A 17,175-nucleotide genomic window follows, 5' to 3' on the forward strand; every position below is an offset into this window, starting at 1 on the left:
ACTCGCTGTCCTGTAACTTCTGGGTTGACATCGCCTATTTGTGACACGGTAGCCTCGGGCCTAAACCTTAAGGTTACAATATGGCCCGCATCGGTTACGCCCGAGTCAGCACGATTGATCAGGATCTACATGTTCAAGTCGAACGTCTTCGACAAGAATGCTGCGACATAGTCCGCTCGGAGAAGGTGTCCGGGGACAGCCGTGAAGGTCGCTCCGAACTTTCAACGGTTATTGAATTTCTCCGGGTGGGTGATGAACTGGTGGTGACCCGCCTTGATAGGCTCGGACGGGACACCCGGGATGTGCTCAACATCGTCCACGAATGCCAGCAACGTGGTGCGTTCGTGACGGTCCTCGACCCTCACGTTTCAACGCGAGGGGAAATGGGTTGCGTCATCCTCACGGTTCTCGGCATGGTCGCTCAGATGGAGCGCCGATTTTTGAAAGAACGGCAGCGTGAAGGTATTGCGCGAGCGAAAAATGAGGGCGTATACAAAGGCGGCAAGGCGCGCTTTGACGCCTCCCAAATTAGGCAACTACACCATGAGGGTGTGGGGCCTTCTGCCATAGCAGCCGCCGTGGGGTGTTCGCGAATGCAAGTGTATCGCATTTTGCGTGCACATCCTGAGTGACGACATCTGACAGGGCACAGACCAAAGTGCGTAACGATGTCGCGCGCAACCGCCTAGGTAACCCGCGGACTGCCGAATCTCATGCACCCCACAAGCCGATCTGGGTAGTCGAAGCGATAGACAGGACTTTGCGGTTTGCCCGCATAAGCCCCGCTCAGTCGCCGTCTACGCCGCCCTCAAATTGGCAGGGGACCGACAACAGCGCTTTGCCGCCGCGGCCGGATTTTGGCCCATAGATCGCCCCTAGGTGTTGAGCGCGGTTTGCTTTTGGTTGCGCTATCACTCGCCCTTCTGAGGAGATCGGCTCGGCCATCCGAGATGCGGTTACCTTACTCACGGAGACGGTCGCAGGGCCTTACGGCTACGCTCAACCCAGGGCACCTTGCAAGAAACAGTTGCATTGGAATACGCTGGGAAGTATTCTTTCTTTAAACATAGGGGAGCGCGCAATGACTGTTGTCGAGCTTGCAGCATTGGTTCCTCTGCCGGGAGTTATTAGCCGTCGTTTGTTCGTCTCTCTACTGGCGGGTAGCACGGTTTCTCTGATGCCGCTGGCAAGGTTCCGTGCGATCGCCGAAAGCCCAGCGGACGTTATTCAATCGGCTCTAAAAGATTTCAGCAATTCAGGCGAATTGTCTGCCGCCAACTTCGGCTTTCGCGAGTTCGAGGAAAATTTCCCTCTGTTAAGCCTAGAACGCGCTCCAAGCCGTATTAAACCGTCTAAGCTAAAAATTTCAAAGACTGCCCGGGATCTAATCATAGCTTTCGAAGTGTCAAGCGAGGCAATCTACTCAGCCAATTATAGGAGACCAATATGGCCCGGAGGTCGCTCCGGTGCAACTATCGGCATTGGTTACGACCTCGGTTATGTGAGTACCGACGAACTGACGGAGAGTTGGGAGAGGATTTTAAACGGTCATGCAGAGTATCTGTCCATTTTAAAGATTGCCTGCGGCGTGACCGGGGATGCTGCCAAAGATCTTGTTCCAAAATTGTCTGATGTTGAAATAACGTGGGCTGTGGCAACCGAGCAATTCAATGTCGAAATTCAACGCTATGTGACATTAACTCAGACAAGCTTACCCAACTTTTCAGCCCTATCGGAGGATTGCCGCGGTGCTTTAGTCTCTCTTGTTTACAATCGTGGACCGTCGTTCGATGTGCCAAAGACGAGTGACCCCTCTGGGCGTTACCAAGAGATGCGAAATATCAGGCAGCTCATGGTGGAGAGAAAACTCGAAGATATCCCGAACGAGATCCGGAGCATGAGGCGGCTTTGGCCCGACGTTAGAGGATTGAAAAGAAGACGTGAGGCAGAGGCGGCATTATTCGAGCAGGGGCTTTAGAAAATGGGCGCCCACGTAACAAAGTTGGGGTGCTGACAATGCACTCACATCTTAGATGCGTTGCTCTCACGATGCTGTTGGCTGCTCAGGATCCAGGCGTGTCACGCGGAACGGAGGGTCCGCCTCCCCTGTCCCGGCGGGAAAGCGTTTCGCCGCAATCAGACTATTTTAAATTGGCCAAAATGGTAGGGCAAGTGATTCTGGAAGTCCCGGATCCTTCCGGCGGAACGACCACATCTAATGTTTGCTCGGCTCTGGCTATTTCTCAGCGATATATCCTCACAGCTCGTCACTGTTTTTTGAGCCCCTCAGGAGGGATGGTAGCTTATCTGAACTCCTATGTCTCTATGGGGCGCACGGAAAACAGCGTCAAGACCTACAAGTTGAAGCACGATTTTGCCGATCAAAGCGATATCGATGACTTCGTTGTGATAGCATCTGAGGAGCAAATCACGGAGTTCGCAGCACCCTTGCTGAAGTCATCGGAAAACCCGCTGAGCGACGACAAAGATTTGTTCGTCCTCCATTACCCAGGTCCGGGTACTTTGGTCATAACGCGCATGGACTGCCATTCGTCTAATCCGGCAATCAACGGGAACTCATTTTTCCATACCTGCGATACCGATCCCGGCAGTTCCGGTGCCCCTGTATTTGATGGAAGTTTCAACCTAATCGGGCTGCACTTAGAGGGTGGCCGTGCGGGCGATCCAAATTCTTCCAATCGTGGGGTCACAATCCAGGAGCTCTTGTCCAAGAGTGAAATCTTACGAGCAGCGTTCCAGGAGGCAAAAGTAGTGCAAGGCGCAGTCTCAACGGCTCCGGTTGTGGAATATGAATACCGTGTTTCGACTGGAGGTCGACTTATAAAACAAGGAAAAGGTTGGGTCTTCAAACGTGACGATATGGCAAGCGCCTTGGTTGAACAGAAGAGTCCCGAAAGAATGTGGACGTTTTGGGATCCTAATCGTGATGTTGTATTGAGGTGGCCAATTCCTGGCGGTGATTTGCAGGTTAGATCAGCTGCCGGCGATCACGAATTCGAGATTATTGGAACAGTTTCTCAGACGAGTGGGCCGAAGAAATGAGCTTTCGTGTGTTGATAGCATCCCTTGTGATGGCGGCCGCGCATGTTCCCGCAGCGTCTCAGCAGCTACCGATCCGATACGGTCCTGGGAAAGTCATTACTTTAGACCAGTTGCCAATGATGATGCGGCAGGGTGCGAGGAAGCTTCGGACCATTAGCCCCGAAAGGATTAACGAATACGTCAAGCATTTGCCGGAACTTATACTGGATGGTGCAACACTTGAGATAATAGAGGGATTGGAAGATAGTTATGGTGAGAAGACAATTTCAGCGACGCGCATAAGGATGTTGAACGGCAGTAAGATCGTTACTAATGGCTACGATCTCGTTATTAACACTGCGGTCCTCGAATCTAGTGACGGGCAAATCGTTGCTTTCGAAGATCCAGTCGTTATACAGGCCGAAGTCGGCGCCAGCGGTCTTTCGGGGCGCCCCGGCGGGACACTTCTGCTCAATGTGGGGCGGGTCGAACTCGGTTCGTCACTTCATGTGAACGTGAATGGGGAGCCTGGGGAACCTGGTGGTGATGGCGCTCCTGGTTCTCCAGGCACTGTCGGAGCGCGGGGGGAGGACGCAAGGTCCTTCGCAGAAGAGGCTTTTTTCAAATGCCGGCGTCCTGGGGGAGCAGGTGGGCCGGGAGGAAGAGGTGGACCAGGTCAACCGGGCGGAGCGGGTGGCGACGGCGGCGACGGCGGATATCTGGTATTGCGCGGCGAAATTGCGAAGTCTCGACTGGCGATTCAGTTTACGGCGCTAGGTGGACAGAGCGGCAAGGGAGGCCAGGGCGGGCCTGGCGGACCCGGAGGAAAAGGGGGGGACGGAGGACGTGGTTCTGCCGCATGTCCAGGCGGTCCGGCTGGCCCAGATGGCCCCCCTGGAGAAAAAGGCTTGCCGGGACCCAATGGGTCACCTGGCCGGGCGGGATCGATACGGCCTGAATTTGAATGAGGGTGTGAAGGGACGACGGAGAAGCGTCGAATGCGATGGTACGATCCGCTAGGCCGTCGGTCTTCCGAAGCAAATATGCTCTGAAACTCGATGATAGCCATTCCGATGACTGTCGCTGACGATCAGGTCGTTGCGAATTCGCGTCTCAGTGACCATGGCCGCTCGACGACCAGACGCACACATTCCGTATGTGGCATATTGTAACCTTAAGCTTTAGGCCCGAGGCTACCGTGTCACAAATAGGCGATGTCAACCCAGAAGTTACAGGACAGCGAGTAACAAGTCGCTGGTTACATGGGGGTATACCCGATGTCACAAACGGCTTTTCTTCACACGCCCATCTCCAAAATCTAATCCCCGAAGAACCGGATCGGCTTATATTGCCGATGCGCGATGATCAGGCTCCTGTCGCGCTGCATGATGGAGGTTTCCTCGACCTGCTGGCCGTATTGGTCGATGAAATCATGCGGGAAGGCGGAGCCGGGGGGGATTTGGTTAGCTTGCTGCACGGCTGGCCACTATAGGTGATGCTGCCGGGGATGGGTTCGAGCCCCGGCCGTCTGTTCGCCGCCTTTTGAAGGCGCTTCGTGATCTTTTATGAAAAGGGTTGCGCGCAGGCATCGGCTCCTACAAGGAGACAGATGGCGCCTCGGCCGCGCGCAACCCCTAGCTTCGCCTTTATCTGGTCTTACTGACGGTCGTCTCAATTCTCCCCAATTGAGACCTCACGTAGTCGCCGCGGCGAAGCTTTGCGAATTCGTCGGTGGCTTGTGCCGGTGCCCTCTTGAAAACGTACCATTGACCGTCCGGTTCGCGTTTCTGATAGATCAGGCCGCCCTTCTTGCGGTGGCTGAAGCAGGTGATTGCCGTCGCCGTTCCGGTCTTGGCGTGCCAGTCGGCGTTGAAGCAGAGTTTACCCGACTCCGTGATGAACCAGCGGCCCATGCCGAAGGACGGCGAGCCATTTTCCCGCGACCAGGCGGTAAAGCGACGCGCCTTTGTGGAGAAGTAGCCGGCGCCGGCTTTCCACATCCAGGAATTCTGGTTGTAGAGCCGATAGATTTCCGCGCTGCTCATCGGCTTTGCGGTCTCGATCCCCGCAGGCTCATTGGTTCCGGCAGCGGACGCGGCCGTGACGATACCGCTGGTCAGGGCCACGGCCAGGAGCATTTTTTGAAGCATGGACATGTTCAGGTTCCTTCTTGTTCAATTGATGCTTTCGTGGACGAGCCGCCAGTCGGGGCGGCCATAGCCGTCCGGCCACGGATAGACTTCACGGTCGTTGAAGTAGATAACGGCGCTCAGGGCCGGGAACTGGGGATAGCGTTTCGTTACGCTCTCAGCCCAGTTTCGCACGAAGGAATCGTCGCCTTCGTAGCCGAGTTCGGCAACCATGATGGGCTTGCCGTAACCAGCGACACGGGCGTATCCGGGCGCAAGGTGCTCGGCAAACGTCTGGTCACGGCCAGTCTTGTCCCTGTCGTATTGTTCCAGGCCAAAGACCGAGAGCCCGATGAGATCGACGACATCGTTGCCGGGATAAAAGGCTTGAAGCCCCTCATTGCCCTTCGGTGACCACATGTATTTGGCCGTCCTCAGGTGGACCTTGCAGACCTCCACCATCCGGCGATAGGCCTTGGCATAATCGGCGCCCTGCCAATGCGACCAGGAGAACTGGCTGTCGGTTTCGTCCATTTCCTGTCCCCAGCGAATGATCACCGGACTTTTCAGCTTGGCAGCAGTCGAGCAGACGGCGGCCATGTTCGCATCGCGCGAACCGTCCAGGATGCTGTGCAGCAGTTCCTGCGAGGTTTGGCGAAAATCGGATGACCAGGTCCAGGGCTCGACCGAGATCAGCAGGGTGCGGCCACGCGCTTGCGCATAATTGTCGGCGAGGGCGAGCGTGCCCAGATCGACATCTTCCCAGGGCAGGAAGAGGTGTTCGATCTTCGAATTGGGCGAGGCGCCTAAATCTCCGTGCGGATCATAGGCGCCGAACGTGATCGACTCCTTCGTGACGACCGGCATTTTGGTCGGCGGCGCGATGGACGATGTCGTCATTGCAAGCGGCTGCCCTTCGGCAAAGCTGCCCAGAGCGGTCGGCAGGACCGCGACTCCCGACAGCAACAGGCCGGTTAACGACAACAGGGCTATTTTGGATGGGCTATGCATTGTGTAGTTCCTCCACGCTTGGCCGCAAATCCGGGTGAGCGGCATCCGTTCTCAGTTGGATCTCCTCCGGATCGGAAATCCATCGTGGTTTGAAGAAGATCGTGCGCAGGGCGGTCCCGCCCCGGCCTGCACCGGAGACGGCATAGCGCTCTTCGAACAGCTGAAGGCGGCCGCTGCCCCAGGCGAGTGCCTCGGTCGCATCCTTTCCGCGCATGATGGTTGCAGCCCCCGGCAGCGCGACGAGCGCAAGAAGCACGGCCGCCATCGCCGGACGGTAGAAACGCGGGGCCGCCGCAACCGTATTTTCCTTCGAATGGCGCCCGACGATGACCAGCAGCAGCGCGCAGTAGATTGCCGCGTTCAGGACGGTAAAGAAGTACCCCCCTTTGGAGGCGCCGGCATCGCCGATTGCCAGGGCGGGCAATACCGCCATGAGCGCCAGCAAAGCGTAGGGCGCCAGGACACGCACCGGCAGCAGATCGACTTCGGACCGCCCTTTCGGCGTGACGCGGAAATCGACGAAGGAGCCTGTCACAAAATCGTGCACCGCAGCCAGCGTGCCGGCGAGCGCCCAGGGCCAGCGCGCGAAGAGAAAGAGCATGCATTCCCAGCTCAGGATCTTGGCGTCGTAGGGGCGGAACGAGCTGCTGGCGCGCCAGCGATAAGCCATCACCACGAGAGCGATGGAAAGCGGTGCGAAATGCGCCAGGAAATCGGGATAGGTCACCGTCACGAAGTTCTGGCCGCGCACGAGCGCGATGATCGGCATCGCAAACATGAGCAACATAAAGAACGCAAAAAGCGGATACCAGAGTTGCGAAAAGAGGAACTGGAACTTGAGCCGGGCCGGCAGCCGGCCGACGAGGCTCGGCGAGTACCGCAACAGGAGCATGACCAGGCTGCGCGACCACTGGAATTCCTGCGTCACGAGATCGCTGAAGGTTCTGGGGCCGTCACCATGGGCGATGGCATCCAGCGCATGCACACCCCGCCAGCCGCCGGCATTCATCATCAATGTCGTCGAATGGTCTTCAGCCAACTCCGGACCGAGGCCGCCGATCTGTTTGAGGGCGACGGTACGTACCGCGTAATGCGACCCTATGCACAGCGGCGCCAGGCCGCCGCCATTGTAACCGGCTTGGAGCGAGCCATGCATGCTGGCCTCGGCATAGAGCCTTCCACGTGCAGACCAGCTTTCGGAAGCGTTCTTGTCGCAAATGCTGGGGGCCGAGACATAGCCGACCTTTGGATCGGCGAACGGACGCAGCATGTGGAAGAGATAGTCGGGCGCGGGAACATGATCCGCATCGAGTTGCGCCACGAAATCGTAGCTGTTGTAGCCGTAGTGATCGTAGAAGAAGGCGAGGTTGCCTTCCTTGCACCGCGTGCGTCGGGGCCACGACGTCCGATGATAATCGGATCGCCCCTTGCGGGTCGAGACGAAGACCCCGTGCCCGGAGCACCAGTCAAGAGTCTCGGGTGAAGGGTCTTCGTCGGCAAGCCAGGTGTCGTGTTCCACCTCCTGGGCAAGCATTGCCAGCAGGGTTTCAGTGACGACCGAGAAGGGTTCCGCCGGCGCCTTGGTCACGACCATGGCCACTCGACTGCCCGCCGGCAGGCGCAAGGGACCGTTCGGTCTTGCCGCCCGATAGAAGACGACGATGAAATAGGCCGGCAGAGCGGTAACCCAGGCGAGAACGAGGCTCACCGTAATTGTGCCGAAAGCATCGACGTGATGGCGCGGCTCCAGCCACCAGATCCAGAAATAGGCGAAGGCGCAGGCCCATACGGCCGCCAGGAACAGATATTCGGCCCGCCGATGTCCTGTCAGAACCGGGACAAGAAGCGGCTCGTGGGAGGGTTCGGGAGCATGCGTCGCTTGGGTAATCGCAAGTTGGGTCACGCGCGCGCCTCCAGTCCGAAGAACGGAGCCGCCGTCCGCACGATGGTTTCGAGGTCGGAATATCGAGGCTGGAAGCAGAGCGTCTCGCGGGCCAGGCTGGCGTCGGCGTAGAGGCTGGGCGGATCGCCCGGCCGGCGTGGATGGATGACGACCGGGACTTCGCACCCGGTCGTTTCCTGGATCACGCGCAGGACTTCCCTGATGGAAAAACCCCGCCCGGTGCCGAGGTTGACAGCAAGGTTTGCTCCGCCTTTGGCGAGATGGGTGAAGGCCTGAACATGGGCGCGAGCGAGATCTGCGACGTGAATATAGTCCCTTATGCAGGTCCCGTCGGGGGTGTCGTAATCATCGCCGAATATCTCCAGGTGCGGAATCCGGCCGGCCGCGGCCAGCAGCGCCCGCGGAATGAGATGGGTTTCCGGAACGTGCCATTCGCCAAGCTCGCCGTCCGGATCGGCTCCACAGGCATTGAAGTAACGCAGGGCAACATACCGCAGGCCGTAGGCCGCCGCATAATCGGCGAGCATATGCTCGAAGATCAGCTTGGTCTTGCCGTAGGGATTGATCGGAGCCTTCGGTAACGTCTCATCGATCGGCAGCACGGAGGGGACGCCGTAGACGGCACAACTCGATGAGAAGATGACGTTCTGAAGCCCCGTCTGCCGGCAGGCATCGATAAGCGACAACGCACCGCAGACATTGTTGTTGTAATATTTCGCTGGGTTTTGCACGGACTCGCCCACGTAGGCCGAGGCGGCAAAGTGGATGACGGCATCGGGAGCATATTTCTCGATGGCCTCGATCAGGCATGGCGTGTCGAGGACGTCACCTTCGACGAAAGGGCCCCAGCGCACGGAAGAACGGTTTCCGGTCGTGAGATTGTCGTAGACGACAGGCTCAATCCCCTCCGAGCGGAGGAGCTTGGCGGTGTGGCTGCCGATATAGCCGGCGCCGCCCGTGACAAGGACCCGGGGCGCATCCATCAGACCGCCTCCAGTTCGCGTGCCGGACGGGTAAGAAGGCCATCGAAATAGTCGATCGTCTGACGCAGGCCGCCCGACAAGTCGATCTTCGGCCGCCAGTCGAGTTCCTGCATGGCAAGCGAAATATCGGGGCGACGCTGACGGGGATCGTCAACCGGCAGAGCGCGATGGATGATTTGCGACCGGGAGCCGGTCAATCCGATCACCTGCTCGGCCAGCTCCCGGATCGTGAATTCTCCCGGATTGCCGAGATTGACAGGCCCCGTCAGCGACGACGGTGAGGCCATCATGCGGACCATGCCGCCGATGAGATCATCGACGAAACAGAACGAGCGGGTCTGGGAACCGTCGCCATATATCGTGATGTCTTGCCCCGTCAGGGCCTGAACGATGAAATTCGAGACGACGCGGCCGTCGTCCGGACGCATCCGCGGGCCGTAGGTGTTGAAGATGCGGATGATCTTGATCTCGACGCCGTGCGTGTTGTGGAAGTCGAAGAACAGCGTCTCGGCGCACCGCTTGCCCTCGTCATAGCAGGAGCGCGGCCCGAACGAATTGACGTTGCCCCAGTAGCTTTCGACTTGCGGGTGGACGTTCGGGTCGCCGTAGACTTCGGAGGTGGATGCCTGAAGTATGCGTGCGCCGGTGCGCGCGGCCAGCTCCAGAAGGTTGAGGGAGCCCAGCACGCAGGTCTTTGTCGTATGGACCGGATCGGCCTGATAATGCGGGGGCGATGCCGGACAGGCAAGGTTATAGATCTCGTCGACTTCCAGATCGATCGGGTGGACGATATCGTGGGCGACGACATTGAAGCGATCGACTCGCTCCAGATGGGCGATATTGCGCCGCATGCCGGTGGAAAAGTTGTCGAGGCAGATCACCTGGTGTCCGGCGGCCAAAAGCGTCTCGCACAGATGTGATCCGAGGAAACCTGCACCGCCGGTGACAAGAACTCTCTTGGGAGCACGAGATATTCCGGATGGATAATTTGCATCACGAGCCGAAATTTGCTCAGAGCGCGCACGAATCTTACCAAGATAGTTCACGACTACCTCCCGTGTTTTCAGATTTTGCTATGGGATCTTCGATCTTTACTTCGTCATACCGCGAACATAAGTCGTTCGATCATGCGAATATTTTATTCGTCCGGTTTTTCTTTTGGAAAGAACCGATGTTTATTTAGATACAGCTAAGGGAGGCAATTGTCGTTATCCGCACGTCCTGGAAATTATCACTCCGTACATTTCGGAGCGAAAAGGAATATGATAAACAACTTATGAAGGTAACTCTTCGAGCACTTCCGCTTTTTCAGACGGAGTTCTGCGGAGATTTCAGCCGCAAAAACAATTGCTTTTCTCAATTTCCATGGCTCGGGTCGGGTTATGCGCTGGAGGAATTGGATGGCTACAGGGTCTGAATCCGACGATGATCCTGCCGCGGAACAGGAACGGCCGGCGCATATGGAGCGGCGGCGCTGGCCGCGTGAACCGGCCATGCGCAAGGAACGCCCACCCCATGCCTCCCCTGCACTCGTGCCGCTGCGATTCTCGACGCAGGACCTGCCACCGGCAGAACAATTCCAGGCCTGGCGGGCGCATATGGCGCCGCTCGTGGATGTTCATCTGCCGGAGGGAAAATCCCCGGAAGACGGGTTCCTCGCGGAGCAGATCGGCTGGCATCTCGGCGATATCCTGATCGTCCAGCAGCGCGCGCAGGCCCACAGATATGTCCGCGATCAGGCCATGCTTCGATCGAGCCCTATCGACCATTGGAACGTCGGCCTGCAGCGCAGCGGCCAAGCCTGGACCGAGGTCAACCGTCGTGTCACCGAGACCGGTGCCGGCGAGATACTTTTCATGTCTCTCGGCAGCCCCTATCGCGGTCGGATGACCGATACCGAAGCGTTGCTCGTGTTCCTGCCGTATGAGCTGCTGGCGCGCGATGCGAGCCTTCTCCAGAGCGCCGGCAACACGGTTCTTTCGGGCAGCCACGCCGAGTTGCTCACGGGCTATCTCACGGGCCTCGAAACGAACCTCGGCAATCTGACGATAGAGGAAGTGCCCCGGATCATCCAAACCATCGGCGATATGGTCGTTGCGGGCGCCGCATCGTCCACAAGGACTGATACCGGTCAAAACCAGACCAACATGGGATTGATGGAGCGGGCGCACCGCTACATTCACGTCAATCTCCATTCGGAAAACTTGACACCAGACATGATGTGCCGCGCGTTGGGGATTTCGCGTACGCGGCTTTACCAGCTGTTTGAGGCGAGCGGAGGCGTGCTCAATTATATTCGCAAGCGGCGATTGCTGCAGGCCTATGCGGATCTCAGCAATTCGGCCGACCACAGGCCGATTTCAGAAATCGCAGAAGCCGCCGGCTTCGAGGTCGCCGCCAATTTTACGCGCGCCTTCATCCACGAATTCAGGCTGAGCCCGCGTGAAATCCGAAGGACCGTGGCAACTCAACAGCGGCCGGCTCCGGCCATCCGCTCCACGCGGGGTTACGGAAAAACGATCGGTGATTGGCTGGCCCTGAAGGGTTGATCTAACAAGTTTCAGGCGGATCGTCATCCAGGTGCTGTCGGGGTTGACTGCCTACGGTTAACGCTGGCTCCCTGACTGGCGTCGTCGACGAGGACGCGCGCGCGGCGCTGAGCCAGATGCAAAAGGACAACAACCTCAAGATCACCGGCACGGTAATGGCAAGCTGTTCCACTTGGGGCACACCACCCGTGGTGCCCCCACGTCACCTGGCCGGCCGCGCCAATGACCGGGCGATATGCAGCATCGCAGAATAGACAGTTTTGCGATGCCAGCGCAGAATTGAGCTCTCGCTGAAGCGAACATGTCACGTCAAGCTTTAAGCTCACCGCGGCCGCGTCACAAATAACCGGTGTCACGGTTCGCGCCAGATGCGATCTCAGGGCCTCCGTTCGCAATTGAGGGTATATTTCCCGTCACCGCTCCATCTCCCGCAAACCACGCCGACCAAGCCTAATCCCCGAAAAAGCGGATCGGCTTGTATCGGCGATGTGCGATCATCAGGCTCCGGTCGGGTTGGATGATGTAGGTTTCTTCCACCTGCTGGCCGTACTGGTCGATGAAATCATGCGGAAAGGCGGAACCAACAGGCGATTTGGTGAGCTTGGTGCGCGGTTGGCCGCTATAGGTGATGCTGCCGGGGATGGGTTCGAGGCCCGGTCCGCTGTAGCTGACGGTGTTGCATCCCGCGACAACGAGCGTGCCGACGAGGCCGATGATTGCAGCTTTCATGTCCATCCCTCCCATTGCGTTGAATAAAATCACTCTACACCTCGTCGGATAGGGCTCACGACACGAATGCTCATGCCGCGCTTCAATCCTTCGGGAAGCGTCGCCGGGGACGTCGTGATCGAGCGGCCGGCGGGACGCCACATCCATCTGTTGATATTAGGGTGAGAATCCCGTTCCTCCAGACGCGCCGACGCATCCATTGCCGAAATCGATGCCGTCTGCTAGATCGGCATCGTCGAAAAAGGCAGGATCGGTTGAGGTAAGCCCGGTCCCTTCCATTGGAGCGTCAAGAGCGCTCTCACGGAAGCTCTGCTCCGTGCCATGGCACGAGAACCCGCGACGTGATCCGCATCAAGATGCGGGATCCCGGCGGCGTGCGGAGACGGCAAAAGGCAGTCCCGGGATTTTTTCGAACGGAGACTGTCATGCGCTTGAACCACCTCGACTTCCACGTACCCGATATCGCTGCCACCGCGGATTTTTTCATCCGCCATTTCGGCCTGAGACTTAAGGATATGCGCGGCCAGAACGGCCTGGCGATCCTCGAAGACGATGCCGGCCTCGAAATCGTCCTCAGCCACGCAATCGCAAAATTCGGCACCGCCGATCAGATGGAGATCGGACGCCAGACCTATCACATCGGCTTCATTCTGCCCGAAAAGGCGGATGTCGATGCGGCCCATGCCGGGCTTGCTGCTGCCGGTGCTGAGCTGTCCGGTCCGCCGGCCGCCATGCGCGGCGGCTGGCTGTTTTATTGCACGGCGCCCGGAAACATCCTCGTCGAGATCGGCTGGCGGCCGGGTTAGACGAGACCCCAAAAGGAAAGGACGGCCGCCGCCGTCCGCCCCTCATCCGGCTGCCGCCACCTTCTCCCCGCAAGCGGGGCGAAGGGGATATGCCGCGACCTCTCCGTCCCCCGCCCACCTCTTGCAGGGCACGTCCCCTCGCCCCGTTTTACGGGGAGAGGGTTAGGGTGAGGGGCAGCCATCGGCGCGAACCGGACAGCCGTGCCTCGTGCCGAGGTCGCCTCAGAATTCCGTCCAGTCGGGATCCTGGCTCGGCGACGTGCTGGCGCCTGCGCCGAAGGCGTTGGCGATTTTCTGGCCGAGCGCACGGGCCGGCGAGGCGGCCGGGCGGGCAGCACCTTCGCGGGCGACGCGAATCGGGGCTGCCCTGGCTGCCGGGCGGGCGGCAGCGCGTGGTACTGCTGTGGCGATTGGCGCACTCGTGGTGAAGCCGCCGGTGCCGGTTAGCCTGAATTGGCCGAGCAGGTTGTTGAGCGCTGCCGCTTCCGTTGCCAGGTTGTGGCTGGCGGCGGTGGATTCCTCGACCATCGCTGCATTCTGCTGCGTGCCCTGGTCCATGGAATTGACGGCGGTGTTGATCTCCTGCAGTCCGATCGACTGTTCGCGGGAGGCTTCGGCGATTGCGTGGACGTGCTGGTTGATCTCCTGCACCTCTTGGACGATCGCGTCGAGTGCCTTGCCGGTTTCGCCGACCAGCGAGACGCCGGTCTGCACATGCGTGCCGGAGGTGCTGATCAGCGCCTTGATCTCCTTGGCGGCCTTGGCCGAGCGCTGGGCGAGCTCGCGCACTTCCTGGGCGACGACCGCAAAGCCCTTGCCGGCTTCGCCGGCGCGGGCCGCTTCAACGCCTGCGTTCAAGGCCAAAAGATTTGTCTGGAAGGCGATGTCGTCGATGACGCCGATGATGTTGGAGATTTCGCCTGAGGACTTCTCGATCTGCTGCATGGCGGAGACGGCCTTGCGGACGATCTCGCCCGATTTTTCAGCGCCGAGGCGTGTGCGGGCGACGAGCTGGCTCGCCTCCTCGGTACGCTTGGCGGCGTCGCGCACCGTCGTTGTGATCTCCTCCAGCGCCGCTGCCGTCTCTTCGACGGAGGCCGATTGCTGTTCCGTCCGCTGGGAAAGCTGGTCTGCGGAAGAGCGGATTTCATTGGCGCCGGCGCCGATCGCCCGGGCATTGGCGCCGACCGTATGCAGGGTTTCGTTGAGCTTCTCGACCGAGTTGTTGAAATCCTCACGCAGCGCATCGAGATGCGCGACGAAGGGCTCGTCGATATGCGAGGCGAGATCGCCGGCGGCAAGGCGGCGCAGGCCGTCGCCGAGTGCGGTGACGGCGCGTTCCAGTTCGGATGCTTCGCGGACCTTCTGCGCCTCGCGTTCGCGGCGCTCGCTGTCGCTGACATTGCGGTCGGCTTCGGCGCGCGCCTCAATCCGGCCACGCTCGATCGCGTTGTCGCGGAAGACCGAAACGGCCTTTGCCATCTGGCCGACTTCGTCGCCGCGGTCGAGGCCGCTGACATCGCTTGTGGTATCGCCCTCGGCAAGCCGGGTCATGCGCTGGCGCAGCTGCGTCATCGGGCCGGCGATGCCCTTCTGGGCGACGACCACGCTGAAACCGACGGCGGCGAGAACGGCGATGCCGATCAGCACGAAACAGAAGACGATCCGTTCGTTGACGGAAGCCGAGAGCGCGTCGCCGCCGTCGTTGAGCATCGCCATCATCGCATCATTGTTGGCGATCATCTTCGGCGTCAGCGCATTGAGCTTGGCATTGATCAGAGCAACATTCGAAAGCGCGCCGGCGCTGTCCTTGGCTTTGCTCTGTTCGACGATCTTGTTTGCCAGGGTTTCGATCTCATCGATGCCGGCCTGGATTTCATCGATCGCCGGCTTGCGGCTGGGCACCAGCGCCAGCGCCTGCTTCATGCGGTCACGCGCCTGCGGCAGCTTGCTCGGTGTGGCGAGCGCCGTCTGGAATGCCGGCGTATCGGGCTTCATGTCGGCAAGCAGGGTTACCTGCAGCACCGAGGCCACCGCCGATGCGCTGGCGCGCGCGCTCAGCATCGAGGCCTGCGCCTCATGATCGATGAAGGCGCTGTAGGCCGCGTCCGCACGGCGGAACTCGGAAATGACATAGACCAGCCCGGCCATCGTGATCAGCCCCATGAGCGCCACGACCGAGATGATTTTTGTGCGGATTTTCAGATGTTTCAGCATGGAAATGTCACCCGATTGACGGGGCTGCTCGCGCGCCCGGTGCTTTTGAAATCAATTGTTGCAGAAAACGCTGCTTCAATATCGCGGTTGAGGGATTACGTTTGGGCTGACGCTTGCATCATGCGATCGGCTGGCGGGGTCCGATGTCGTCGCAACAAATAAAAGGCGATATTCTTTAATTCCGCGCTAACAGAGGGCGGCGGATGACTGTGATTTTTAGGGGCTGAATTGTCATGGGAATCGAGACGACGCCTCAAATCTCATCCTTGTCCAATCGGGCTTTGCTTTCGCAAGCGGCCCTGGCGACTGTTCGGGTTCAATGGAACGGCGGACGGAGACCCACGCTCTCCCACGGGCTTGGTGTCCCAAAGGTGCCGGCAAGGCGGATGCAAGGAGCGCGCACGGTACGCCGTTCATTGCCTTTCGCTTGCGCTCAGCGCATTCGCGGCTTTGCCGCTCACCCCCTCATCGCCTCGCTATCGCTCCGGAACTTCTCCCCGTTTACGCCGCTGGGCAGAAGAGGTATGTGGCAGCCGCCGTCGTCCCCTGCTCCGCGACCACTGGAATGAACAGAAGAAGTGGGCACCTGACAGTTGGCCTCCAACCCGGGGCGGATGGGTGCGATCCGCCCCCTACCACCCAATCCAACTGGTACAAAATTTCCGAATATGCTAATATTAGAAATGCGATGGCTTCTGGCGTTACCGATGGCTGGACTTGCTATGGCGAGCCCGGCTGCGTCAGCGCAGACGTTGTTCGATGCGGTGGCTTCTGGCGACAGGCATGCTTTGGAGCAGGCGCTGGCCGGCGGCGCCAAGGTTGATGACCGGGCCGCTGATCAGGCAACGCCGCTGATTGCCGCTGCATTGGGCAAGCAAGCCGATATTGTTGAATTGCTGCTGAACAAGGGGGCTGACGTCACTGCGCGCAATTCCGGCGGCTTCACGCCGTTGCATGCGGCGGCCTATGCCGGAAGTGCTGCGATCGCACGGCAACTTCTCGCCAAAGGCGCGTCCCTCGACGATGCAGCCAACAAGGCGGGCGTCACGCCGCTGATGGTGGCGGGCGAGCAAAACCATCTCGATGTCGCCGAGTTGCTGATCGCTGAGGGAGCGGACCCCAGCCACCCCGAAATTCACGGTTACCTGCCGATCACGCGCGCGCTCTGGAAGGGGAACAAGGATATCGTTCACCTCTACAAGCAGCACGGGGTCACCTGCCCGCCGGCAAAAATTCTCGGCAGTGAAGAATGGTATCAAAAGTGTCTGAGCTATTGATGGGAGGACGGATCATGGTCTCACACCGTAAATACGCAAAGCCTGTGCATGTCATCAAGGGAGCAGCCTGTCTCGCTCTCTTGCTCGGTTTTTCCGCGCCCGCGTTTGCCGATGGCCGCGTGAATACCGGCTACTTCGGCGGCGTCGCGATTGGTGGCTACGACACGGTCGCCTATTTCCTGGATAACAAGGCCGTCAAAGGCTCGGAGCAATATTCCTATGAGTGGCTGGGCACGCCCTGGTATTTCGCCAGTGAAGCGCACCGCGAACTCTTCAAGGAAAATCCGGCGAAATATGCCCCGCAATATGGCGGTTATTGCGCAGGAGAGGTCGCCGTTTCCGGATCGGTCACCGTCAACATCGATCCGGAGGCTTTCGCCATCGTCGACGGCAAACTCTATATTACCTATGACAAGGTGCACACACAGGATTTTGCCGCGCATGTTGACGCCGCAGGGCCGAAGGCCGACGCGAACTGGCCTAAAAAGCAGGCTGAGCTGGCACAGAATAACTATCGCTGAGGCATAGT

At 59.3% G+C, this 17,175-nt stretch carries 15 protein-coding genes and 1 pseudogene; 8 read left to right on the forward strand and 8 right to left on the reverse strand.

All coding sequences use genetic code 11. From position 1 onward, the window contains the following. Positions 1 to 80 precede the first annotated feature (80 nt). The 4 genes from C3Y91_RS14180 to C3Y91_RS14195 all read left to right on the forward strand — a co-directional run bounded on the left by C3Y91_RS14180 (position 81) and on the right by C3Y91_RS14195 (position 3,819). The gene (locus C3Y91_RS14180) at positions 81 to 632 is read left to right on the forward strand and encodes a recombinase family protein (protein WP_168575474.1); all 552 of its coding nucleotides are present in this window, start codon (positions 81 to 83) and stop codon (positions 630 to 632) included. Between the two features lie 449 nt (positions 633 to 1,081). Further along, complete coding sequence (locus tag C3Y91_RS14185; RefSeq protein ID WP_168575475.1) at positions 1,082 to 1,978, forward strand: DUF8812 domain-containing protein; 897 nt, start codon at positions 1,082 to 1,084, stop codon at positions 1,976 to 1,978. A 182-nt stretch (positions 1,979 to 2,160) separates the two neighbouring features. Next, complete coding sequence (locus C3Y91_RS14190) at positions 2,161 to 3,063, forward strand: trypsin-like serine peptidase (protein ID WP_246780196.1); 903 nt, start codon at positions 2,161 to 2,163, stop codon at positions 3,061 to 3,063. Between the two features lie 498 nt (positions 3,064 to 3,561). Further along, positions 3,562 to 3,819 (forward strand): hypothetical protein, encoded by a 258-nt coding sequence (locus tag C3Y91_RS14195; protein WP_168575477.1) that lies wholly within the window; start codon positions 3,562 to 3,564, stop codon positions 3,817 to 3,819. Between the two features lie 541 nt (positions 3,820 to 4,360). Here C3Y91_RS14195 and C3Y91_RS14200 read toward each other — a convergent pair. The 6 genes and pseudogenes from C3Y91_RS14200 to C3Y91_RS14225 all read right to left on the reverse strand — a co-directional run. Then, a pseudogene (locus tag C3Y91_RS14200) lies at positions 4,361 to 4,566 on the reverse strand (hypothetical protein); the annotation flags it as partial. Between the two features lie 122 nt (positions 4,567 to 4,688). Further along, entirely contained in the window at positions 4,689 to 5,198 is a 510-nt protein-coding gene (locus C3Y91_RS14205; RefSeq protein WP_168575478.1) for a DUF995 domain-containing protein, read from the reverse strand. Between the two features lie 18 nt (positions 5,199 to 5,216). Further along, on the reverse strand, positions 5,217 to 6,182 hold the full coding sequence (locus C3Y91_RS14210) for a glycoside hydrolase family 26 protein (protein ID WP_425523611.1): 966 nt from the start codon (positions 6,180 to 6,182) through the stop codon (positions 5,217 to 5,219). Continuing rightward, positions 6,175 to 8,085 carry a glycosyltransferase family 2 protein gene (locus C3Y91_RS14215; RefSeq protein ID WP_168575479.1) on the reverse strand — a complete coding sequence of 637 codons (1,911 nt, stop codon included), beginning with the start codon at positions 8,083 to 8,085 and terminating at the stop codon, positions 6,175 to 6,177. Before C3Y91_RS14215 ends, C3Y91_RS14210 begins: the two co-directional genes overlap by 8 nt. Continuing rightward, positions 8,082 to 9,068, reverse strand: a complete 987-nt coding sequence (gene galE, locus C3Y91_RS14220) for a UDP-glucose 4-epimerase GalE (RefSeq protein ID WP_168575480.1) — start codon at positions 9,066 to 9,068, stop codon at positions 8,082 to 8,084. The genes C3Y91_RS14215 and galE overlap by 4 nt, the downstream gene beginning before the upstream one ends. Then, positions 9,068 to 10,114 (reverse strand): NAD-dependent epimerase/dehydratase family protein, encoded by a 1,047-nt coding sequence (locus C3Y91_RS14225; RefSeq protein WP_168575481.1) that lies wholly within the window; start codon positions 10,112 to 10,114, stop codon positions 9,068 to 9,070. The genes galE and C3Y91_RS14225 overlap by 1 nt, the downstream gene beginning before the upstream one ends. 354 nt (positions 10,115 to 10,468) lie before the next feature. Here C3Y91_RS14225 and C3Y91_RS14230 point away from each other — a divergent pair, with 354 nt between their 5' ends. Beyond that, positions 10,469 to 11,617: a helix-turn-helix domain-containing protein gene (locus C3Y91_RS14230; protein ID WP_168575482.1), complete on the forward strand. Its 1,149-nt coding sequence runs from the start codon at positions 10,469 to 10,471 to the stop codon at positions 11,615 to 11,617. Between the two features lie 450 nt (positions 11,618 to 12,067). On the opposite strand, the gene C3Y91_RS14235 is transcribed toward C3Y91_RS14230, so the two are convergent. Then, the gene (locus tag C3Y91_RS14235) at positions 12,068 to 12,346 is read right to left on the reverse strand and encodes a hypothetical protein (protein ID WP_018483948.1); all 279 of its coding nucleotides are present in this window, start codon (positions 12,344 to 12,346) and stop codon (positions 12,068 to 12,070) included. A 425-nt stretch (positions 12,347 to 12,771) separates the two neighbouring features. Here C3Y91_RS14235 and C3Y91_RS14240 point away from each other — a divergent pair, with 425 nt between their 5' ends. After that, on the forward strand, positions 12,772 to 13,152 hold the full coding sequence (locus C3Y91_RS14240; protein ID WP_130680951.1) for a VOC family protein: 381 nt from the start codon (positions 12,772 to 12,774) through the stop codon (positions 13,150 to 13,152). Positions 13,153 to 13,374: 222 nt separating this feature from the next. Here C3Y91_RS14240 and C3Y91_RS14245 read toward each other — a convergent pair whose 3' ends face one another. Next, entirely contained in the window at positions 13,375 to 15,369 is a 1,995-nt protein-coding gene (locus C3Y91_RS14245; RefSeq protein WP_018072429.1) for a methyl-accepting chemotaxis protein, read from the reverse strand. Positions 15,370 to 16,052: 683 nt separating this feature from the next. Between C3Y91_RS14245 and C3Y91_RS14250 the strand changes: the two genes are divergently transcribed. Beyond that, complete coding sequence (locus tag C3Y91_RS14250; RefSeq protein ID WP_024321031.1) at positions 16,053 to 16,646, forward strand: ankyrin repeat domain-containing protein; 594 nt, start codon at positions 16,053 to 16,055, stop codon at positions 16,644 to 16,646. 14 nt (positions 16,647 to 16,660) lie between these two features. Next, complete coding sequence (locus tag C3Y91_RS14255) at positions 16,661 to 17,167, forward strand: YHS domain-containing (seleno)protein (protein WP_246780194.1); 507 nt, start codon at positions 16,661 to 16,663, stop codon at positions 17,165 to 17,167. Positions 17,168 to 17,175 lie beyond the last annotated feature (8 nt).

Source organism: Rhizobium ruizarguesonis (genome assembly GCF_012349115.1).
In the GTDB taxonomy this organism is placed as follows: domain Bacteria; phylum Pseudomonadota; class Alphaproteobacteria; order Rhizobiales; family Rhizobiaceae; genus Rhizobium; species Rhizobium ruizarguesonis.